Annotated in this window: 12 protein-coding genes; 4 read left to right on the top strand and 8 right to left on the bottom strand. The window is 65.8% G+C overall.

What is annotated here, in order from left to right; all coding sequences use genetic code 11:
- Nucleotides 1–33: 33 nt before the first annotated feature.
- From METLW4_RS0115590 to METLW4_RS0115550, 8 genes are all read right to left on the bottom strand, one after another.
- Nucleotides 34–3,792 (bottom strand): translocation/assembly module TamB domain-containing protein, encoded by a 3,759-nt coding sequence (locus tag METLW4_RS0115590; protein ID WP_018267161.1) that lies wholly within the window; start codon nucleotides 3,790–3,792, stop codon nucleotides 34–36.
- Nucleotides 3,792–5,744, bottom strand: a complete 1,953-nt coding sequence (locus tag METLW4_RS0115585; RefSeq protein WP_245258464.1) for an autotransporter assembly complex protein TamA — start codon at nucleotides 5,742–5,744, stop codon at nucleotides 3,792–3,794. The genes METLW4_RS0115590 and METLW4_RS0115585 overlap by 1 nt, the downstream gene beginning before the upstream one ends.
- 407 nt (nucleotides 5,745–6,151) lie before the next feature.
- Entirely contained in the window at nucleotides 6,152–8,467 is a 2,316-nt protein-coding gene (locus METLW4_RS0115575; protein WP_018267158.1) for a TonB-dependent receptor, read from the bottom strand.
- 171 nt (nucleotides 8,468–8,638) lie between these two features.
- The gene (locus METLW4_RS0115570) at nucleotides 8,639–9,346 is read right to left on the bottom strand and encodes a hypothetical protein (RefSeq protein ID WP_018267157.1); all 708 of its coding nucleotides are present in this window, start codon (nucleotides 9,344–9,346) and stop codon (nucleotides 8,639–8,641) included.
- Nucleotides 9,346–10,077 carry a hypothetical protein gene (locus tag METLW4_RS0115565; RefSeq protein WP_018267156.1) on the bottom strand — a complete coding sequence of 244 codons (732 nt, stop codon included), beginning with the start codon at nucleotides 10,075–10,077 and terminating at the stop codon, nucleotides 9,346–9,348. Before METLW4_RS0115565 ends, METLW4_RS0115570 begins: the two co-directional genes overlap by 1 nt.
- Nucleotides 10,074–10,886, bottom strand: a complete 813-nt coding sequence (locus tag METLW4_RS0115560; protein ID WP_018267155.1) for an ABC transporter ATP-binding protein — start codon at nucleotides 10,884–10,886, stop codon at nucleotides 10,074–10,076. The genes METLW4_RS0115565 and METLW4_RS0115560 overlap by 4 nt, the downstream gene beginning before the upstream one ends.
- 136 nt (nucleotides 10,887–11,022) lie before the next feature.
- Entirely contained in the window at nucleotides 11,023–12,021 is a 999-nt protein-coding gene (locus METLW4_RS0115555) for a FecCD family ABC transporter permease (RefSeq protein ID WP_018267154.1), read from the bottom strand.
- A gap of 12 nt (nucleotides 12,022–12,033) precedes the next feature.
- On the bottom strand, nucleotides 12,034–13,080 hold the full coding sequence (locus tag METLW4_RS0115550) for an ABC transporter substrate-binding protein (RefSeq protein ID WP_018267153.1): 1,047 nt from the start codon (nucleotides 13,078–13,080) through the stop codon (nucleotides 12,034–12,036).
- A gap of 442 nt (nucleotides 13,081–13,522) precedes the next feature.
- Here METLW4_RS0115550 and fdhF point away from each other — a divergent pair, with 442 nt between their 5' ends.
- The 4 genes from fdhF to METLW4_RS0115525 all read left to right on the top strand — a co-directional run bounded on the left by fdhF (nucleotide 13,523) and on the right by METLW4_RS0115525 (nucleotide 21,518).
- Nucleotides 13,523–16,393: a formate dehydrogenase subunit alpha gene (gene fdhF / locus METLW4_RS0115545; protein ID WP_018267152.1), complete on the top strand. Its 2,871-nt coding sequence runs from the start codon at nucleotides 13,523–13,525 to the stop codon at nucleotides 16,391–16,393.
- A gap of 367 nt (nucleotides 16,394–16,760) precedes the next feature.
- Nucleotides 16,761–18,362, top strand: coding sequence for a sugar transferase (locus tag METLW4_RS26575; RefSeq protein ID WP_157235170.1), 1,602 nt, complete (start codon nucleotides 16,761–16,763; stop codon nucleotides 18,360–18,362).
- Between the two features lie 81 nt (nucleotides 18,363–18,443).
- Nucleotides 18,444–19,151, top strand: a complete 708-nt coding sequence (locus METLW4_RS25045) for a polysaccharide biosynthesis/export family protein (protein ID WP_018267149.1) — start codon at nucleotides 18,444–18,446, stop codon at nucleotides 19,149–19,151.
- Nucleotides 19,152–19,187: 36 nt separating this feature from the next.
- Nucleotides 19,188–21,518 carry a GumC family protein gene (locus tag METLW4_RS0115525; RefSeq protein WP_018267148.1) on the top strand — a complete coding sequence of 777 codons (2,331 nt, stop codon included), beginning with the start codon at nucleotides 19,188–19,190 and terminating at the stop codon, nucleotides 21,516–21,518.

The following is a 21,518-nucleotide window of genomic DNA, read 5'->3' as shown; positions in this document are numbered from 1 at the left end:
CGCGGAACATCATTTGCGAATAACGGCGCTCCGTCAATATTCCCATTCGACGCCGACGCCGAGCGAGGATTTGCCGTCGACCTTGGTTTCGCCCTTCACGCGGACATTCTTGGTGACGTCCACGCCGACGCTGACCGCGGTCTGCTCCGGCTTGGCGCCCGTGCGCACGCCGACGCTGATATTGTCGGAAATATAGCGCGAGGCGCCGACCGTCGGCCCGCTGGAGCCGCCGGCCTCGAGATCGAGCGAGTCGACGCCGAGCGCCTTGCGCATTTTCTCGAATGCGTCGACGCCGGTTCCGGCGCCGGAGAATTGCGCGAGCGCCGTTGCGAGCTGCAGCGCCTGAAAGGCGGAGAGTGAGCCCGACGCCTTGGCGAAGAGCAGGCGCGAGAGGACCTCGTCCTGCGGCAGCTCCGGCGAGGAGGAGAAGGAGAAATTCGGCAGCGAGGCCGGGCCGGAGACGCCGATCTTGGCGGTGACGTCGCCCGCGGTCGTCTCGGCGGAAAAATCGAGCTGCGGAACGAGGCCGCCGGCGAAGCTCAATTTGCCGCGCGTGAGATCGATACGCTGGGTCAGCAATTGCAGCTTGCCGCGGCGCAGATCGAAAGCGCCGTTGACGGCCGGCTTCTGGATCGTGCCGCTCAGCTTCAGCTCGCCGCCGAATTCGGCGTCGATGCCGCGTCCGCGCACGAAGATGCGATTGGGGGCGGCGAGCGCGAGATCGATCGTCGCGTCGAAGGGCGAGCGCTTTGCGGCGCGCGCTTTCTCCTTGGCCTCCAGCGCCAGCATCTCTTTGGCGAAAGCGCGCGGCGAAACATGCACCGCGCCGCGCGGCGCCTGAAAGGAGGCGGGCAGGCGATCGGGGACGTTGACCTCCATCGTCGTCAGCGTCACGCGGCCAGAGACTTTCGGCGAACGCGCGAGCGGGCCGCCTATGTCGAGATCGAGATCGGCGGTCGCGGAGACGAGATCGCTGCTGACGAGCTGCGCATTCTTGGCCTTGATGCGAATGGCGCCGGGCATTCCCGCTTGCGGCTCGACGGCGATTTTGCCGGTCGCGGCGATTTGCCCGCCATTTTTGGTGAGCGCGGTCAGGCGCGTGATGACGATCTCGCGGCCATGTCCGTCGAGCTTGGCGTCTATGTGGTCGAGATAGACGCCGTTCAGCGGATCGGAGAAGGAGCCATTGGCGAGCGTCACGCCGCCTTCGATCGCCGGCGCAGCGACGGAGCCGGCGATGCGCAAATCGACATTGGCCTTGCCGCGCAGGCTCTGGCCATTGGCGGAGAGCGCCGTGTCGGCGAGCTTGGCGTCCGCCTCGCCCTTCACTTTCAAATCCAGCGCGCCCGCCGCATCGATCGGCGCCGAGCCGGTGATGGCGAAGCGCCCGCCAGCGCCGAGCGCGATCGTCGCATCGAGGCTCGTGCGCGCGCCTGCGAGCGCGCCATGCGCGTCCATATCCAGTGGCGGCAGGCCATTGCTGCGCAATTGCGGCGCGGAGAGCTTGGCGATCTTGATCTTCCAATCGCCGCTCGGCGCTTTCTTGTCGCCGGTAATCCGCGCCTCGGCGTCCAATGCGCCGTCGAGCGCCAGGCTGGCGTCGGCGATGGAAGCGATGGAGAGCGGAACGCCGCGCGCGCGCGCGGTGAGGTCGAGACGATCGCCGATGGTTCCGTCAATGTCGAGCCGGCCGGCGCCGAGCGCGAGGGCGATTCCCTTCAGCTCCACGGCGCCGGCGCCGAGGGTGACGCTCGCCGGCGTTGCGAGGGCGATGCGCTTGCCGGCGCGCTGCGCGGAGAGCGATCGAATGTCGAGCCGCGTCCGCTCGCCGGGCGTCAGCGCGGCGCGGCTCGCAATGGCGAAGCCTTCGGCGTCCACTGCGAGATCGAGCGCGGTGGCGGCGCCGGCGGGCGTCGCAGTGAGGCGCGCTTTGGAGATGGTCTTGCCGCCGATATGGAGCGCATCGACGGCGATGTTTCCGTCGAGCGAAGGTCGGCGCAGCAGATCACGGCCGGAGAGCTTGGCGCCGAGCTTTTCGATCGTGGCGTCGGCGGCGCGAATGCGCGTTCCCTGCGCGTCGATCGATATATTCTGCGCGCCGTGCGAAGCGTCGAGGATAATGTCGGCCTTCAGCGCGCCGGAGAGCTTGCGCAGAGCGAGCGCGGAGAGATCGTCGAGATCGGACGCGGCGAGAGAGAATCGTCCGCTGGCGAGCTTTTGCGCGTCGAGCGCGAGCGCGCCGCGGAGAGTCGCGCGGCCGACGGAGAGATCGAGGTCGTTCGCCGTCCAGCCGGCGTCCTTATGCGCGACGTTCAATTTGCCGCGCGCCGGGGCGCCGTCTATGGCGCCGTCCAGCGTCGCGGTCGCGACGAGCGCGCCGGTGAGATCGCGCGCGGCGCCGTGCAGCGCGAGTTTTTGGATCGCATGGCCGTCGAGATGCGCGCCGCTGAGCAGCGCCTCGAAATCGGCGTTGGGCTTGTCGGCGGAGCCGGTCGCCTTCACGGAAATTTCGGCGCGGCCGGAGAGGCGCGGATCGGCGGGCTTCAGATCGGCGATCGTGACCTTCGCGCCGACGTCGAGCGCCTCGCGCATCGCCGCGCCGTCGATCTTCGCCGCGAGATGCGCGCCGCGCAATTCGAGCCCGTCGAAGCGCAGTCCGCCGCCGGGCAGCGAGGCGACCGCGCCGCCGAGCGTCACGCGCTCGCCCAGCAGCTTCTCCAGCGCGGGCGCTTCGAGCGACGGAACGGCCAGAGTTCCGCTCAGAGTCGCGCTCACGCGCTCGTCTTTCGGAACGCCCTTCAGCGCGATCGAAAGATCGAGCGGCCGCGGCGCGGCGTCGGAGCGGCTGCGGATGGCGATATCGCCCTCCAGCGCGCCATCGTCGCGCAGAGTGGCGGCGCCGGCGAGCTGCGTCACGCCGTCGAGCAGCGGAACGGCGGCGGGCGGCAGCAGCGGGGCGAGGCGGACGCCCAAATCGAAATCGAGCCGCCGCGCCGCATCCTTGCGAATGACATGCGCCGCGCCTTCGGCGCCGATCTTCTCTCCGGCCTTGGCGGAAAGATGCGCGGCGAAATCGTCGAGCGCGCCTTCGCCGGTCAGCGAAATATCGACGGGGGGCAGGCCGGGCAGAGCGGCGAGCCGCGCGATGGCGCCGCCTTCCGGCTCCTGCGCCGTGAGGGCGAGCGCGATCTTCTGGCCGCCGGCCGCGACATCGGCTTTCGCCGTTATGGCGCCCGGCGCGTCCAGCCGGCGAATGTCGAGCGTAAGATGCGCGCCCTTGTCGAGCGACGCCTCGCCGGTCGCGGCGAATTTCGCCGCGGTTCCGAGAACGGGCGCGCCGAGCGACAATGTGTCCAGCGCCAGCCGGCCGAGGCGGATGCGAACGGGCAGATCGGGGAGCGAGAAGCCGCCGCTGCTTTTCGGCGTCGCCGTCGCAGCCTGCGCGGGCGCCGGGAGGCGGGCGATGTCGATCGCGCCAATGGCGAGCTTCTCTATATCGACGCGCAGCGAGAACAGCGCGGAAGGCGACCAGTCCAGCGCGATCTGGTCGATCTTCAGATAGGGGCCGTCCCTGTCGGCGATGGAGATGTCGCGCAGCAGCGGATGCGCCGACAGCGGGTCCTCGAAGGCGCCGATCTCAACTTTCATATCGGCGGAGGAGGCGGCGCGCGAGACGAGATCGGCGAGGAAGCTCTTGCCCGTGCGCGTCTGCATGCGCAGCATGAGCGTACCGGCGACGGCGAGCAGCGCCAGCGCGCCGAAGGCATAGGCGAGAATGCGGCGAAAGCGCATCAGAACGACTCCCCGACGCCGATGAAGATCGCGAATTTATTCTCGCCCGGACGCCGGCCGAGCGGCGTCGCCACATCGAGACGCACCGGGCCGATGCCGGTGTAATAGCGCAGGCCTATGCCGACGGACGAGCGCATGGACGAGCGGAAATCGGGATAGGGCGACGAGAAGGCGGAGCCGATGTCGTAGAAGGGAACGACGCCGATCTCGCGCGTGACCTTGATGCGCGCCTCGGCGGAGCCTTCGAGCAGGCTGCGTCCGCCGACGGGAAAGCCGAGGCCGGCGTCCGGGCTCAGCGAGCGATAGCGATAGCCGCGCACCGAGCCGCCGCCGCCGGCGAAGAAGCGATGGCTCGCCGGAATATTCTCTATGCTCGCGCCGACGATGGAGCCCGCCGCCATGCGGCCGGCGAGCACATACCAGCCGTCCTCGTCCAGCGATTTGTAGCCGGTGATCTGCGTCTTGGATTGCACCATGCCGACGCTGTCGCCGAAGGCCTTCACATAGGGCGTGACATTGGCGATGGCGCGAAAGCCGTTGGTGGGCGCGAGGAGATCGTCGGTTCCGTCGTAATTGGCCGAGAGCGGAAAGCCGAGCAGCGAATAATCATGTGGGCCGAAGGCGTCGAACGTATGCCCGCGCTCGAATTCGAGCCCCGCCTGCACGGAGGCCGTATCGCTGAAGCGATGGCGGATTGCCGCCGAGCCATTGCCGTAATTGGCCCAGTAATAATCGGTCTTCTCGCGCACGAAGCCGGCGTCGAGCAGCAGATCGTTGCGCGAGCCGAACAGCGCCGGCTTCACGAAGCTCGCCTTGGCGCGGCCGATGACGTCCTCGAGGCGAATGGAGGAGAGGCCGTTGTAGCGCGCCGAGCTGCCGAAGGGCGCGAGGCCGCCTTCGACATCGAAGCGCAGCCGCTCGGCGCCGCCGAAGAGATTGCGATCGGTCCAATAGGCGCGCAGGCCCGGCCCGTCGACATTGGAGAAGAAAGCGTCCGCGCCCACCGCATGCGGCTTGCGCTCGCTGGTCTGCACGAAGATCGGCAGATCGCCATTGGCGTCGAGCTTCTCGCCGTCTTCCGCCTTCACCGAGCCGACCGCCTCGAGACGGCCGATGGATTTGCGCAGATCGGCGAGCTTCTTCGGACTATAGGGCTCGCCCTGCTCCAGATAGATGTAGGAGCGAATGACCTCGTCGTCTATGCCCGGCGAGCCGCTGGTCTTCACCTCGCCTATGCCGGCGCGTGGGCCGGGGTCGATCGTCACCACCACATCCATCGCCTGTTCGGGATGGATGATCGTCGGCTTCGCGGTCGCCACTTTGGCGAGCGGATAGGAATTGGCGCGCAGCGCGTCGATCCAGGCCGCCTGCATGGCTTGCAGCGCGGCGGCGCGGGCCGGCTCCTCCTTGTCGCGCTCCAGCGATTTTTTCGTGAGCAGCGCTTCGTCCAGCGGCTTGCCGCTGCGCGCGTCGAGAAGGACGACCTTGCGCAAATGGAACAGCGGGCCGGGCGTGATCTCTATGCGGATGGGCGCCAGCGCCTGGCCGCGCAGCCGTTCGGCCGCCGCCGCGGCGGCGTCGGCGCCATGCCCGTCCGGCCGCACCGGAACGCCGGCGACCGTGGCCTTTATCTCCGCGTCATAATAGCCGCTCGCCCATAGCGCCTCGGCGAGGCGCGGGAAATCGGCGACGACGCGTCGCGCGACGCCGGCCCCCGTGGGCGGAGCCTGCAGCCGCAGCCGCCATGCGCTGGAGACATCCTGCAGATTGCGCGCGAGGCCCTCGGCCTCGTCGAGGCCGGCGAATTCGATTTTATAGGGCAGGGCGTCGCGGCTCGGCTCCGGCGTCTCCTCGGCGGCGCCGAAGAGGCCGAAAAAATCGAATGCGCGGGCGGGAGAGGCCTCCAGGCCGCCGAACGCCAAGAGCGCCGTCACGCCCAGAAAACGCTTCACGTATTTCACTTCGCCAACGACCCGAACCGAGGATTGCCGCACCATAAGCGCAGCCTTGCAAGCGGTCCATCGCGTTAAGCTTAACGATACAACCTATGGTTAAGCGGGTCTTAATGCGGCTCGGGGAGGGGGCGCCCTCCTCGCGCAGGTTATACGACTTTCGACTGATGCGTGCGGATGAAACATCAGTCTCTCACTCCGAGGAGCCCGCATCGATCTCGGGTTTACCCGAGATCGACATGATAATGCCCAAGTCGGGCTTGCCCGACTTGGGTGCGGGCGTCTCGAAGGGGCGCCGCGCTGAGTGGGCGCTGGACCGTCCTTCGAGGCTTTTTGCGTGCCGCAAAAAGCGCCTCAGGACGAGGGGGCTGTATGTGCTGGGCCGAAGCGATCAGTAGAACGCCGTATCAGAATTTGAAGCCGACCTTGCCGATCACCGTGCGCGGCGCGCCGGGGAAGTAGATGCCGCTGCTCGACGTCTGCTGATAATAGCCATTGCTGATCTGGCCGATATAGGCGGTGTCGAACATGTTCATGCAGGTGACGCTGGCGGTGATCGTTCCCCAATCGATCTTGTGCTCGTATTTCACGGTGAGATCGAGCGTCGAATAGCCGGCGATCGGCTGGAAGCCGGATGTGTCGCCGGCGCGCGAGCCGACGATATGGAGGACCGGCGTGATGGTGAATTCCTCTATGCGCAGATCGCCGCCGACGGTCGCGATCCAATAGGGCACATCCGGCAATTGCCGTCCGACGACGCGCGTTCCCCAATAGATCGCCGACGAGGCGGTCGGCAGTATCGGCAGATTCTGGACGAATTCCGCGCGCTGATAGCCGAGCGATGCGAACAGGCCCACTTTCTCCAGCGGATCGTAATGGGCGATCAGCTGCCCGCCATAGCTCTGGCTCTCGCCGACATTCTGGCCGAATTGCACGCCTATGCCGGGATCATAGGACACGAGCTTATTGTGGTTGCGCGAGTAATAGGCCGTCGGCTCGATGAAGCCAGAGCCATAGGCGCCCGAATAGGACCAGCGCAGGCCGAGATCGAGCTGCGTCGAGGTCTCCGGCCGGATCGAATGCCACAATTGATCGGCCGTTATGCCGGCTGCGGCGAAAGCCGGCGCATTCTGCTGCGAGGTCGGGAAAGCGTCATAGCCCGGGCCGCCATAGCCGCCGCCGCCGCTGAACTTCAGCAGCAGATCGTCGGTCAGACGATAGCTGAGCGCGCCATAGGGAAGGAAGGTGCCGATGGTGAAGGGCGTCACGCTGCGATTGGGAAGGATGACGCTCCCCGACATCGCCAGCGCCGTATCCAGAGTCACATCGCCTATGCCGGTCGAATTATAGGCGTTGATGCCGGGCATATGCTCCCAGACATAGCGGGCGCCGGCCTCCACATGCAGCGGGCCGAAGTCGCGGCTCGCCATGCCATAGGCGGCGTCGAATGTATGGGGCGAGGTCTGCTGGGCGAGGATCGACCAATTGGCGCCGGTGAGGCCGCCGAGCGCATTGGGGGCGAAGGTCTCCCAGGCCGTTGGCGGACCGGGGGCGTTCTGCACGCCGTGCCAATAGCCGAGCTTGACGTCCGTATCGAGCACGCGCGTCTGCGCCTCGCTCACCACGCCCCACATATCATGGCCGATGAGCCATTTGCGGATGCGGCCATTGGCCTGGCCGTCGAGATAATAGCCGTCCTCGCGGAAGTAATAAGGCTTGGCGACGAAGCGCGTCGTCTCGTTGAGATTGATGGCGATCTCGGAGAAGGCCGTCCAGGAGTCGAAGTGCTGGAGATTGTAGCCGTAATAGAGCGTCGGCGCGACGCCGGGAATGGCGGCGAAGTCGAAGCGGCGGAAGGCCCCGAGATTGCTGGCCTGCTGATAATTGAGGCCGGCGTAGCTGTGCTCGTCGAAGCTGCTCTTGGCGGCGAAGAATTTCGCCTCCAGCCAGTCGACCGGCTTGGTGTCTATGCCGACCGCGAAGCCGGATTTGCCTTGCGGGTCCTTGCCGGAGCCGCGCCATTTGTCGGCGTCGGTGAAGGAGCCGGAGACGAAGACCTTGGTGGTTCCGTTCAATATCTCGCCCGAGTCGATGCGGGCGAAGGTGCGCAGGAAGGAGAAGGAGCCGACGCTCTGCGAGATCTCACCGCCGAACTTCTTCTCGGGCCAGCGAATCTGGCTGTCGAAGCTGCCCGTGACGGTGAAATAGGAATTCACGTCGGAGGGCATGGGGCCTTGATGCAGGACGATACGGCTCAGATTCTCATTGTCGATGAGCCAGGTGACGCCGGGGCCGGGATTGATGCCGGAGAGCGGCAGTCCGTCCACCGTGCCGATGCTGTTGCCGTGCTGGCTGTTCTCGCCGCGAATGCGAATGCCTTTGTTGCCGCCGCCCATATTGGCGAGGCCGTAAGGATCGATCGCCGGCGCATCGACGGAGGGCAGCCAGGAAATGCCGCGGATGGGATTGGAGCCGCCGCCGCCGCTGGCGAGATCGAGCCCGCGCGCATCGGCGGCATAGGCCGTGGATGTGTCGGAGGCGGAGCCGAGAATGGCGCTCTCGGGCTTTTTGGGCGGCGTGGCGGGCGCTGCGCCGATCGAGATTTCCGGCAGCGGGGTGAAGCTCTGCGCGCCGGCGCCATGGGCGGCGCCGAGCAGCGCGGCCAAGGATGCGCCGCCGAGAAGAAGGGAGGAGCTGCGTCTCTTGCGCGCGAACATCGTCATTGCTGTCAGCCTTTTGCCGCCCCCGGCCGACGCGCCGCTCGCCCGCCGCTCGATTCGTGATGTAACTCAATTACGTAAATAGGCGTAGCCGTGACAGCAAGTCTATTATGGCGGCAAAACGGCGCAAATACCGTCATCATCCGCGATATAGAAGGCGTGTAGTTTCGTTCGCTATCGAGATTTCTTCATTGGCTCGGCGCCGGCCGTCTCCCACATTCCTTCGCCGATACGGCGCAAGGGCAGGACGGCGCGGCCGGCGGCGAGCTGCGGCCGCAGCCGACCATGCGTGTCGATCCAATCGTCGGGCGCGGGCGCCTCTGCGTCCGTCTCCAGCGAGACGAGGAAAATGCCGAGCGCTCTCAGCTCGCGCGCCTGCACGGCGCGGCCGAGCCGGCGCAGCCCGCCGAATTCGAGCCAGCGGCCAGACCATCCGCGCGCCGTCAGCCCCACCGCCGCCGCCGCGCCGATGAGGCTGCGGCCTCCGCGCAGGCCGGCGACGCGCAGCCCTCCGAGCAAAGGCGCGAGCTCCTCCGCGCTCATCTCGCGCCGGCTGGCGGCGCGGCCGAAGTCGACGAGAGCTTCCGCCTCGGCGCCGGCCACGATAATTCCCGGCGCGCTGGAGGGCGCCGCATTGGCCTCCACATAGGCGGCGGCCTGGGTGAGCAGAAAATCCGCGGCGTCGGCGCGGGCGCTCTCGACGACGAGGCAGGAGGCCTTGTTGTTGGTCGTCGCCGGAACGCCAGAAAAGAGAATATGGCCGACCGAGCCGATGAAGCGCGCCTCGCCCGCGAGCGTGTCGCCGAATTCGCGCGCCAGCCGCGCCGTGCTGGCCGCCCAGCCGGCGCCGTCCGTGTCGTCGATGCCGATGAGGAGGCGCATCAGTCGGCGACCTCGGCGTCGCGCGGACGCTTGCCAATGGCGATGAGGCGGCCGTCCTTCTCCTCCACCGGCGCGACGGCGCGCCCGCCCCAGAGCCGTGGCGACAGCCAGCCGCCGGTATGAATCAGCGCCTCTGGATCGAGCGCGCGCGCATATTTGTCGATCGCCGTCGCTTCAATGCCGGCCTCGGCCAGCGCCGCCACAGAGACGGGATCGGGCAGGCGACGCAGCCGTCCATATTCCAGAAAGCGGCCGCACCAGCCATAGGCGGAGAGGCCGACGGCGGCCAGCGCGCCGATGATTCCGTCATTGGTTCCGCCGAGGCCGAGCAGTTCGACGCCGGCGCGGGCGGCGACTGCTCGCGCGTGATCCTGCGTCTCGATCTCATGCGTGCAGGAGAGGCCAAATGCGATGATCTCGGAAAGATCGTCGGTTTCCCGCGCGATGCACAGGCCAGGGTCGGAGCCGTCGCTGGCGAACTCGGCGATATGGGCGATGGCGCGCGCGGCGAGGGAAGGGATCAGCGCCTCGTCCTCTATCTCCACAATGGCGCAGGCGGGGCTGTTGTGCGAGGTGAAGGGAATGCGCGGATCGACGAGCAATTGATGGCGCAGCGCGCCCCAGAGCCGCGCACCTTCGGGAAGCTTGCGCTCGAACATGCGCACCAGCCGCCCAGTGCCGATCTTCGCTCCGGCGACGTCGGTGTCGTCGAAGCCCATATAGAGCTTCATCCTTCGGCCCTTCCATTGCGGCCGGCGATGGGCGCGAGCCGCCGCGCGCCGAAAGGATCGTCGAACACCGCCACCTCGACGCCATAGAGACGCGAGATGCGCTCCGCCGTCACCACCGCCTGCGGCGCGCCATCGGCCTCGATGCGGCCCTCGTTCAATATAGCGATGCGCGTCGCCAGCTGCATCGCATGTTCGGGATGATGAGTGCTGACCAGCACGCCATGGCCGTCCGCGGAAAGATCGGACAAATGCCGCATCAGCCGCAGCTGATAGCCATAGTCGAGTCCCGTCGCCGGCTCGTCCATCACCAAAAGGCGCGCGCCTTGCGCCAGCGCGCGGGCGATGAGCGTGAGCTGCCGCTCGCCGCCGGAAATCTCCGTATAGGGCCGGTCGATCAGCCGCTCCATGCCGAGCCGGGCGATGACGCTTTCGACGATCTCGCGATCCTCGGCGCGGGGCGCGCGCAAAAGCCCGGTCTCCGGCAGGCGGCCGAGCGTGACCACCTCGCGCACCGTATAGGGAAAGGGCGTGACATGGCCTTGCGGCACATAGGCGACGCGCTTGGCGATCTCGCGTCGCGACAGCGAGGCGAGCGGCGCGCCGTCGAGCCGAATCTCGCCGCTGCTCGCGCTCAGAAAGCCGAGCAGCAGGCGGAACAATGTGCTCTTGCCGGCGCCATTGGCGCCCAGCAGGGCGACGATCTCCCCGGTTCCGAAGCCGAGCGTCGCGCCGTTCAGCACGCTGCGCTTGCCGCGCGAAAAATGTAGATCGACGCCTTGCAGCTGCGCGCTCGCGCGGGGCTCTCTCACGATGCGGCCTCGCGGCGATGCGGGAGAGGGGGCAGGCGTCGCGCCGCACCGAGACGGCGCGCGCGCCTATCGCTGGCGCCCCCTCTCCCGCGCTGCGGGCGAGGGCGAAGGAGGGGGCGCTCCACTGCCCCCCGCCTCACGCCCAGGCCCTCCGCGCCCGGCCGAGCACGAGGATGAAGGCCGGTATGCCGAGCAATTCGGTGACGACGCCGATCGGGATTTCGGCGCGTGTGACGTTGCGGGCGACGCAATCGGCGGCGATGAGAAAAATCGCGCCGAGCAGCGCGCTCGCCGGCAGCAGCCGGCTGTTGGTCGGCCCTATGGCGAGTCGCGCCACATGCGGCACGACCAGCCCCACCCAGCCGATCATGCCGGCGAGCGAGACGGAGAGTGAGGAGACCAGCGTCGCTGCGGCGATGACGCCATAGCGCGTCAGATGCACGGGCACGCCGAGCGAGCGCGCCTCGTCGTCGCCCATGGAGAGCGCGTCCAGCGCGCGGCCCGCCAGCGCCAGAGCGCCGACCCCGGCGAGAATGGGCAGAGCGGCTCCGCGCAATTGCTTCAGATCGACGGCGCCGAGGCTGCCCATCATCCAATAGACGATCGCGGGCAGCTGATCGTAAGGATCGGCGGCATATTTGACGAGCGACAGCGCCGAGGTGAACAGCGCGCCGGAGATCATGCCGCCGAGGACGAGAGTCACCATGGAGGCGGCGCCGAAGAGATTGGCGACGATGACGCCGACGCCGACCGCGACCAGCCCCATGACGAAAGCGGAGAGCTGAATGGTGAGAAAATCGCCGGAGAGCAGAATGCCGAGCGCCGCGCCGAAGCCCGCGCCGCCCAGCACGCCGAGAATGCCCGGCGACACCAGCGGATTGCGGAACACCGCCTGGAAGGACGCCCCCGAGGCCGAGAGCGCTGCGCCGATGAGCCCCGCCGCCAGCACGCGCGGCAGGCGGATCTCGACGATGAGATTATGCAGGAGATCGAAGCGCTCCGGGGGGAGCTCGACGAGCCCGAGAACAGCGCCGAGATAGGCGAAAATATCCCCTGGCGCGAGCGGATAGCGTCCCACCGAGAGCGCCAGAACGACGACCGCGAGCAGGAGGAAAGGCAGAAGGGCGAGGCGCATCGGAACCGTCGCTCACTCCATTATGCGCGTGAAGTCCGCGTCCGAAATATCGACGCCGAGAAAGAGCCGGTAGAATTTCTTCGTCTCCGCCTTCACGTCGAGCGGAAAGCGCGACGGATAGAAGAGATTGGCCAGCCATTGGATTCCGAGCGCGCGCATATAGCTCGGCGGACGATCGAGCCAGTTGAAGGGCGCGTGCGGGACATTCACGATGCGGCCGCTCTTGACGGCCTCCACATTGCGCCACAGCGCGCTGCTCTTGGCGAGGGCGGGGAAGCTCTTGTCCTGCGTCAATATCAGCGACGGCTTCAGCGCGACGATCTGCTCGACGCTGATCTTGTCCATGCCGACATGCGAGCTCTGCTCGCAATGATAGATATTGTCGCCCGCCGCTATGACGATCGGCTCCGTATGGAAGCTCTTGTCGCAATCGGTCGCGAGACCGTCGGCGGATTCGGCGTAATAGACGCGCAGCCGCTCGGCCGGCGGAATATCGGCGGTCGCCTCGCGCACACGGGTGAGCGCGTCGCGAATATAGGCGGACATTTCGGCGGCCTGGCTCTCGCGTCCGACGACTTGTCCGAGAAAGGCGAAAGCGTCGGCATAATCGTCCAGCGTGTCGAGCTTCAGGAAGATCACCGGAACGCCGATCTTGGCGAAGCTCTCCACCACCTTCGCCTTCTCCTGGTAGAAGCCGAGCCAGGCGATGATGAGATCGGGCCGCATCGCCGCGATCTCCTCGAGATTGAGCTGCCGGCCCATGCCGGCGTTGCTGCCGAGCACGGGCAGATCGAGCGCCTCCTTGCGATAGAGGGATTTCTCGTCGCCGCGCATCGGCACATTGATGCCGATCAGCCGCTCGGGCGCTATGGCGTAGAGCGTCACCGCCACCGGCGGCGCCGCGCCGAAAATGCGCTTGGGATCGGCCGGTATCACGACCTTGCGGCCGGCCATGTCGGTGACCTCGCGCGTCTGCGCATGCGCTGGGGCGCAGGCCAGCAGCGCCAGCAAGGCGCAGAGCAGCAGGCGGACGGGTGCGAGGCGGAATGTCGAGGGCATGGGACGAGGCCTTTCGACCTTCGGCGGTGGCGGGAGGGCGCATCCGATATGTATGCGTCTTATATATGGCGACCATAGAGACCGAAGGCTGCGCCGCGCAAGGCCAAATTCTAGCCTCGGCTGTCCTATTCGAGGCGGCGGCCTGCTGTTCCGCCGATCGTCGGAAAAGAGCGAGCCTGAAGGCTCGCGGTCCTGGGCCGGGGATTGGACCGCGAGCCTTCGGGCTCGCATCGAGCGCCCTGGGACATTGTCTTTCGTGTCGATATATTCGGCGCATATGTTTCTGAACAGCTGCGGCCGGTCCCGCGTATCAGCAGCGCACTGACGAATTTATAGGTTCCGCCTATCGAGCGACGATTCGCGGATATTGACAAAAACCTCCCCCTCGACCGTTATGTAATTATACTACATCGAATCCTTCCGGCCTGCGGGGACCAGAATCATGAGCCTCATCAAGGAAATCGACTATGGAACGCCGGCTTCCCGCTCTGAGAAGGAAGTCACTCTGACCATCGACGGGACGGAGATCACCGTGCCGGAAGGCACGTCGATCATGCGCGCGGCGATGCAGATCGGCGTAGAGATCCCCAAGCTCTGCGCCTCCGACAATCTCCATTCCTTCGGCTCCTGCCGCCTCTGCCTCATAGAGATCGAAGGCCGCGGCAATCTCTCCGCCTCCTGCACCACGCCGGTCATGCCCGGCATTGCGGTGAAGACATACTCGCCGCGGCTCGACTCCATCCGCCGCGGCATAATGGAGCTCTATATCTCCGACCATCCGCTCGACTGCCTCACCTGCCCCGCCAATGGCGATTGCGAGCTGCAATCCATGGCCGGCGCAGTGAGCCTGCGCGAGGTGCGCTATGGCTATAGCGGGCGCAATCATGTGACGGCGCGTCGCGAGGGCCGCCGCAACGAGGATTGGAAGCCCAAGGACAAATCCAATCCCTATTTCACCTATGATCCGTCCAAATGCATCGTCTGCAATCGCTGCGTGCGCGCCTGCCAGGAAGTGCAGGGCACATTCGCGCTGACGATCGAAGGCCGCGGCTTCGACAGCCGCGTCTCGCCGGGCGCGGGCGAGGCCTATATGGAATCGGAATGCGTCTCCTGCGGCGCCTGCGTGCAGGCCTGCCCGACCGCGACGCTCACCGAAAACTCCGTCATCGCCATCGGCCAGCCGGAGCATTCGGCCGTCACCACTTGCGCCTATTGCGGCGTCGGCTGCACATTCAAGGCGGAGATGCGCGGCGAGGAGATCGTGCGCATGGTTCCGTGGAAGGACGGCAAGTCCAATCACGGCCACAGCTGCATCAAGGGGCGATTCGCCTATGGCTATGCGCTGCATCGCGACCGCGTGACCAGCCCGATGATCCGCGAGAAGATCACCGACCCCTGGCGCGAAGTGTCGTGGGAGGAGGCGATCTCGCACGCCGCCTCCGAGTTCAAGCGCATTCAGGCGAAATACGGCCGGCTCGCGGTGGGCGGCATCACCTCCTCGCGCTGCACCAGCGAGGAGACCTTTCTGGTGCAGAAGCTCATCCGCAGCGGCTTCGGCAATAATAATGTCGACACATGCGCGCGCGTCTGCCATTCGCCGACCGGCTATGGCCTCAGCCAGGCTTTCGGCACCTCCGCCGGCACGCAGGATTTCGACTCGGTCTCCGAGGCTGACGTCATTCTCATCATCGGCTGCAATCCGACCGACGCGCATCCGGTCGTCGGCTCGCAGATCAAGCGGCGGATACGCGAGGGCGCCAAGCTCATCGTCGTCGATCCGCGCCGCACCGAGCTGGTGCGCTCGCCGCATATCAGCGCGGCCTTCCATCTGCCGCTGCGGCCGGGAACCAATGTCGCCATCGTCACCGCTCTCGCCCATGTGATCGTCGAAGAGGGGCTGGCGAACGAGGCCTTCGTGCGCGAGCGTTGCGATTGGGACGAATATTTGGAATGGGCCGCCTTCGTCGGCGAGGAGGGCAACAGCCCGGAGGCGGTGGAGAAATTCACCGGCGTTCCGGCGCATCTGGTGCGCGGCGCGGCGCGTCTCTACGCCACCGGCGGCAACGCCACCATCTATTACGGCCTCGGCGTCACCGAGCACAGCCAAGGCTCGACCACGGTGATGGCCATCGCCAATCTCGCAATGGCGACCGGCAATCTCGGCCGCCCTGGCGTCGGCGTCAATCCGCTGCGCGGGCAGAACAATGTGCAGGGCTCCTGCGACATGGGCTCCTTCCCGCATGAGTTTCCCGGCTATCGCCATGTCTCCGATGACAATGTGCGCAAGCTGTTCGAGGAGGCCTGGGGCGTTCCGCTGGACGGCGAGCCGGGCCTGCGCATTCCCAACATGTTCGACGCCGCCGTCGATGGCGTGTTCAAGGGCCTCTATGTGCAGGGCGAGGATATTCTGCAGTCGGACCCGGACATCAAGCATGTCTCCGCCGGTCTCGGCGCGCTGGAATGTCTCGTGGTGCAGGATCTCTTCCTCAATGAGACCGCCAATTACGCGCATGTTTTTTTGCCCGGCGCGAGCTTCCTCGAGAAGGACGGCGTCTTCATCAACGCCGAACGCCGCATTCAGCGCGTCCGCCGCGTGATGAGCCCCAAGGCGCGCTATGCCGATTGGGAGGCGACTCAGCTCTTCGCCAATGCGCTCGGCTGCAATTGGAATTACACGCATCCGAGCGAGATCATGGACGAGATCGCCAAGCTCACGCCATCCTTCGCGCATGTCTCCTACGCCAAGCTCGACGAGGTGGGCTCGGTGCAATGGCCCTGCAATGATCTGTCGCCGGAAGGCATGCCGATCATGCACATCGACAAATTCGCGCGCGGCAAGGGCAAGTTCGTCATCACCGAATATGTGCCGACGGAAGAGCGCACCGGGCCGCGCTTCCCGCTGCTGCTGACCACGGGCCGCATTCTCTCGCAGTATAATGTGGGCGCGCAGACCCGCCGCACCGAGAACAGCCAATGGCACCCGGAGGATGTGCTGGAGATCCATCCGCATGACGCCGAGGTGCGCGGCGTGCGCGAGGGGGATTGGGTGCGCGTGCAGAGCCGCGCCGGCGAGACGACGCTCCACGCCAAGATCACCGATCGCGTCGCGCCGGGCGTCGTCTACACCACCTTCCACCATCCTCTGTGCCAGACCAATGTCGTCACCACCGACAATTCCGATTGGGCGACCAATTGCCCGGAATATAAGGTGACGGCAGTGCAGGTCTCGCCCTCCAACGGCCCCACCGAATGGCAGGAGCGCTATCGCGAGATGGCGGAGCGCAGCCGCCAGATCGTCGCCGCCGGCGAATAGCGCCGATTCTGCCGCGCGATCTTCGCTGATCGCCCGGCCTCGCCGCTCGAGCGGCGAGGCCGTCGCGACAATGTGGCTCGCCGACGGCGGCGCCAGCGCGCTTATCCACAAACAACTCTTGCGCACGGCGCCTCCACGCGCCGAATTTTCCCGCAGCTCCGGCCGCGTCGCCGGAGTCATCCCGCGCGTCTCTCGCCGCGACTGCGCCACACGTTCCGACAATGGTTTTCGGCCATTTCGCGATTGCGCGTCCGCGCCCGCGCGCTCTCTCCGATGCGCGCGTCCGTCATTGGACTTAGACGCCAGCCCGGAGTGACTTTTCGAAAAATGCGCGCCAGTTTCCGATCGCGATCGGAGAATTTGCGCCATGCGATTGGCTTCGCCAGCATCGAGAGACCGCATTCGCTTTCGTATCGAGCCCGCCGATCTTCTGTCGGCGATCACAGCCCCTTTCATCGCGCTCGCTCTGCGCGATCCGCTGCTGCTCGATCCCCTCGGCTTTCCGTCGGATATTCCGGCTCCCTATCGATATGCGATCATCTCCGCAGGCTGCGCCATCGCCATGATCCTCGCCTTTCGGCTGAGCGACCGCATGGGGCAGTTCTTCTCCGCGCGCGACGCCTTCGCCCTCTGCGCCGCCGCCGCTTGCGCAGTCGTTTCCAGCTCGGCCCTATTTTTCGTGGCCATGCGCTTCGAAGGCGTGCCGCGCTCGACGCCCTTGATCTTCGGATTGGTGCTCGCCGCCGGCATGATCGCCGCGCGCATGGCGACGCGCGCGTTCCATAAGGACCTCGCGCATGAGCGCGACAGCGCAGAGACCGAGGCCGATCTGCGCCGCGTGATCGTCGTCGGCGTCGATCGCTTCGCCTCGGCGGCGATCAAGCTGACCGACTATCTGCGGCCGCGCACGACCCAGATCGTCGCCGCGCTCGACGCTCGCCCCATGCTGATTGGCCGCAAGATCGCCGGCGTCTCCATCGTCGGCGATCCCGGCCACATCGGCGCCGTCATCGACGAATACGCCGTCCATGGCGTCGATGTCGACGAGGTGTGGCTCGCCGAGGATGTGGATTTTCTGCATGCCGACTTACGCGCTGCGGTCGTGGCGCAATGCGCGACGCGCGGCGTGCCGATCCATAGCGCGGCAGAGGCTCTGAGCTTCATCGCGTCGCCGCCCGTTGCGGCGCGCGAGCTCGAAGCGCTCGAGACATTCGAGGCGCCGGCCTATTTCGCGGCGAAGCGCGTCATCGACATTTGCGCCGCGACCCTGCTGCTCCTCGCGACCTTTCCGCTCGCGATCTGCGTCGCCTATGTCGTCTTCATCGACGTCGGCGCGCCCGTATTTTTCTGGCAGCAGCGCATCGGCAAGAACGGCCAGAAGTTCCTGCTCTACAAGTTCCGCACCTATCGCGCGCCCTTCAACGAGAAGGGCCGTCCTGTGCCGGAGGAGCGGCGTCTCTCTCGCGTCGGCCGCTTCATCCGCGCGAGCCGCCTCGATGAAATTCCGCAGCTCTATAATGTGCTCGCGGGCCATATGTCGCTCATCGGTCCGCGGCCGCTCTTGCCGCAGGATCAGCCCGCCGACCCCGGACCGCGGCTCAGCGTTCGCCCGGGCGTCACCGGCTGGGCGCAGATCAATGGCGGCACCATCGTCACGCCGGAAGAAAAAAACGCGCTCGACCTCTGGTATATAAAGCACGCCTGCCTCCGGCTCGATCTCGACATCGTCATCGGCACGCTGCTCGTCGCGCTCGCCGGCGAGAAGCTGAACGGACGCGCGGTCGAGCATGCGATCCGCTGGTATCGGCAGGAGTTCGCGGCGCAGGCCGAGCTGCGCCCCGCCACCGCCTCCGAGCACGAAGCGCCGCGTGACCGCCGCCGCAGCGTCGTCGCCGAGCGCGCCGAGAGGCTTCCGGCGCTCGACGCAGTGGCGTTGGATTATCCCTATCGCGCCGTCGAGCCCGGCTGAGCAGCTATTCGCGAGCATTTTTTTTCACTGAGAGATTTCGACGAGCCGAGACCGCGCGCCCACGGGAGCAAAGGCCAGATTATGATTGTGCGTAACTTTCGATTTTGGGCGCTCGCCGCCATTTGCGTCACACTTTGCGCATGCGCGCCACAGGCCGGCGTGGGCGTCGATCCATCCTACACCGCAAGCCTTCCAGAGCCGGACACGGCGAAGGCGAGCACGGATTTCACGCAGAGCGACTACCGCATCTCTGCGCAGGATGTGCTGGAAATAAACATATTCGGCTTCACCAATCTCAGCCGCGTGGCGCAGGTGGACGGCAATGGCCGTATCTCCTTTCCCTTGATCGGCGGCGTCGTCGCCGCAGGTCGAACGGTGAGCGAGCTGGAAGCCGAGCTCACGCGCAAGCTCGCAGCGAAATATCTGCAATCGCCACAGGTGTCCGTGTTCGTGAAAGACTCGGTCGGGCTTCGGGTGACCGTCGAAGGCGCGGTGAAGAAGCCGGGCGTCTATGCGCTCAAGGGCAAGAACACGCTGCTGCAGGCGCTGGCGCTGGCGGAAGGCATCAACGAGGTCGGCGACTCCGTGGTGACGTTGATCCGCGTGTCCGATCAAAAGCGCGTCAGCGCGAAATTCGACGTCGCCGCGATTCGTTCCGGCCAGGCGGATGATCCGCTGGTCTTCGGCGGCGATACGATTGTCGTCGACGAGTCGCTCGCGCGCACGAGCGTGCAAGTCCTCAAATCGGCCGTGCCGGCAATCGTCAACATCGGAGCGAGACCGTGGTGATGGTCCAAGCGCAACAATAGAAAGGTCGTTTTTGCAATGAGCGCGGATCAAAGGCCAGAGACAGGCGACTCCGCTGTCGCTCTCGACGCCAGGCAGCCGGAGCGTGCGATCGTCGCCGGCCGGCGCTATTCTGTCGCCTATGACGATTATCAGATGGGCGCCGAACAAAATAGCGGCGCCTCGAGCTTCCTCAAATATGTCGGCCTGTTCATCAAGCACCGCATTCTCGTGGCCGCCATCTGCGCCGGCGCCGTGCTCTGCGGCTTCGTCGTCACCTTCCTGATGCCGCGAATCTATACGGCGACGACGACGATACAGATCGATCGCGAGGCCGCGAAGGTCGTGCGCATTCAAGACGCGCTGGTGGAGAAAACCGACGATCCGCAATTCTACACGACTCAATACGAGCTTTTGAAGAGTCACGCGCTCGCCGAGCGCGTCGTGTCCTCGCTCGCCCTCGCGGATAAGAAGAGCTTCGTCGATTTGGAGGTCTCTCTGCTCGGGCGCGTGCTGCGCGGCTTGTCGGAGCGACGCGACGAGGAGCCCGACAATGTCCGCAGGCGACGCATGGCGGTCGAAGCGGTGCTGAAAGGGCTCACCGTCCAGCCCATTCCGATGTCGCGCATCGTGAAGGTCAGCTTCAGCGACAAAAATCCCGCTCTCGCGCAGCAGATCAGCGCAGGGCTCGCCGACAATTTCGTGGCGATGACGCTCGATCGCCGTTACAGCGCCTCCGCCTATGCGCGCAGCTTCCTCGAGGAGAAGCTGGAGCAGGTGAAGGTCAAGCTGGAAGATTCCGAGAAGCAGGTCGTCGCCTATGCGCAGCGCGAAGGCATTGTGAATGTCGACGACAAGCTCTCCATCGCCGGCGCCAATCTCAAATCGCTCAACGATTCGCTCGGCGTCGCCATGGCCCAGCGCATCAAGGAAGAGCAGCTGTGGGCGCAGGCGCAGAGCGGCAGCGGATTGGGATTGCCGCAGGTTCTCGACGACAAGAGCATTCAGAAGGCGCGCGAGCGTCGCACCGAGCTGATGGCGGATTATCAGGACAAGCTCGGCGTCATGAAGCCGGATTTTCCCGAGATGCGGCAGCTACGGGCGCAGATCGCGGAATATGATCGCCAGATCAAGGAGCATGTCGAGTTCATTCGGCAGGCGATCAAGGCGCGCTACGAGGCCGCGCGCGATCAGGAAGCGTCGTTCATCAAGCGCATCGAAAGCCTGAAGGCGGATGCGCTCGATCTGCGAGATCGCAGCATTCAATATAATATTCTGCAAAGAGAGGTCGACACGAACCGATCTCTGTACGACGGCTTGCTGCAGCAATATAAGGAGGTCGGCGTCACTGGCGCGATCGGGACCAACAATGTTTCGGTCATCGACAAGGCGGAGCGGCCGAAGACTCCATCGAGCCCGCGGCTGCTGCTGAATCTCAGCCTCGCCATCGCCTTCGGCCTGATCGCCTCGGTCGCGACGATCGCGGTGCGCGAATTTCTCGACGATACGTTCAAGGTTCCCGAAGAGATGGAGGAGGCGCTCGGCCTCACCGTGCTCGGAGTCATTCCCCTTGCGCCGCGGGACGACGAGAAAGCCCGCGATCCTTCCTATTCTGTCGCGAGCGAGGTCATCGACAATCCTCTCTCCTCGATGGCGGAAGCCTATCGCTCGCTGCGAACGTCGCTGCAATTCTCGACGGCGACGGGCGCGCCCAAGACGCTCCTCGTCACCAGCTCGCGGCCCGGCGAAGGCAAGTCGACGACATCCATCTGCATCGCGGCCAATTTTGCGCAGCTCGGAATGCAGGTGCTTCTGATCGACGCCGATATGCGGAAGCCGTCGTTGCATGACGTGCTCTCCGTCGACAACAGCATCGGCCTCGCCAATGTGCTGACCGGGGCGTTGGACGCCTCAGCCGCCGTCACCGAAAATCTCATCTATGGCGTCACCTTCATGTCGTCCGGTCCTGTGCCGTCGAATCCCGCGGAGCTATTGGCGGGGCCGCGCTTCGCCTCGCTGCTCGCGCTGGCGCGTGAGAAATTCGACATCGTCGTCATCGACGGCCCGCCCGTCGTCGGTCTCGCCGACGCGCCATTGCTCGGGAGCATGGTGGACGGCGCTATTTTCGTCGTCGATTCGATGCGCACACGCCGGCGGGTCGTCCGCGCGGCGGTCAAGCGGCTCGACTTCGCGCGCACGAGAATCCTCGGCGGATTGCTGAATAAGTTCGACGCGACCAATGTCGGTCACTCCTATGGCTACGCCTATGGCGACGCTTACGGCCCCGGCCAGCCCTATGGCGGCGAATATTTCGGCTATGGCGCAAAGGGCCAAAAGGATCGCGCGATTTCGTCAGCGATGGAACAGTGA

The sequence above is a fragment of the Methylosinus sp. LW4 genome (assembly GCF_000379125.1).
Taxonomy (GTDB): domain Bacteria; phylum Pseudomonadota; class Alphaproteobacteria; order Rhizobiales; family Beijerinckiaceae; genus Methylosinus.
This window is presented reverse-complemented; position numbering and strand designations above follow the sequence as displayed.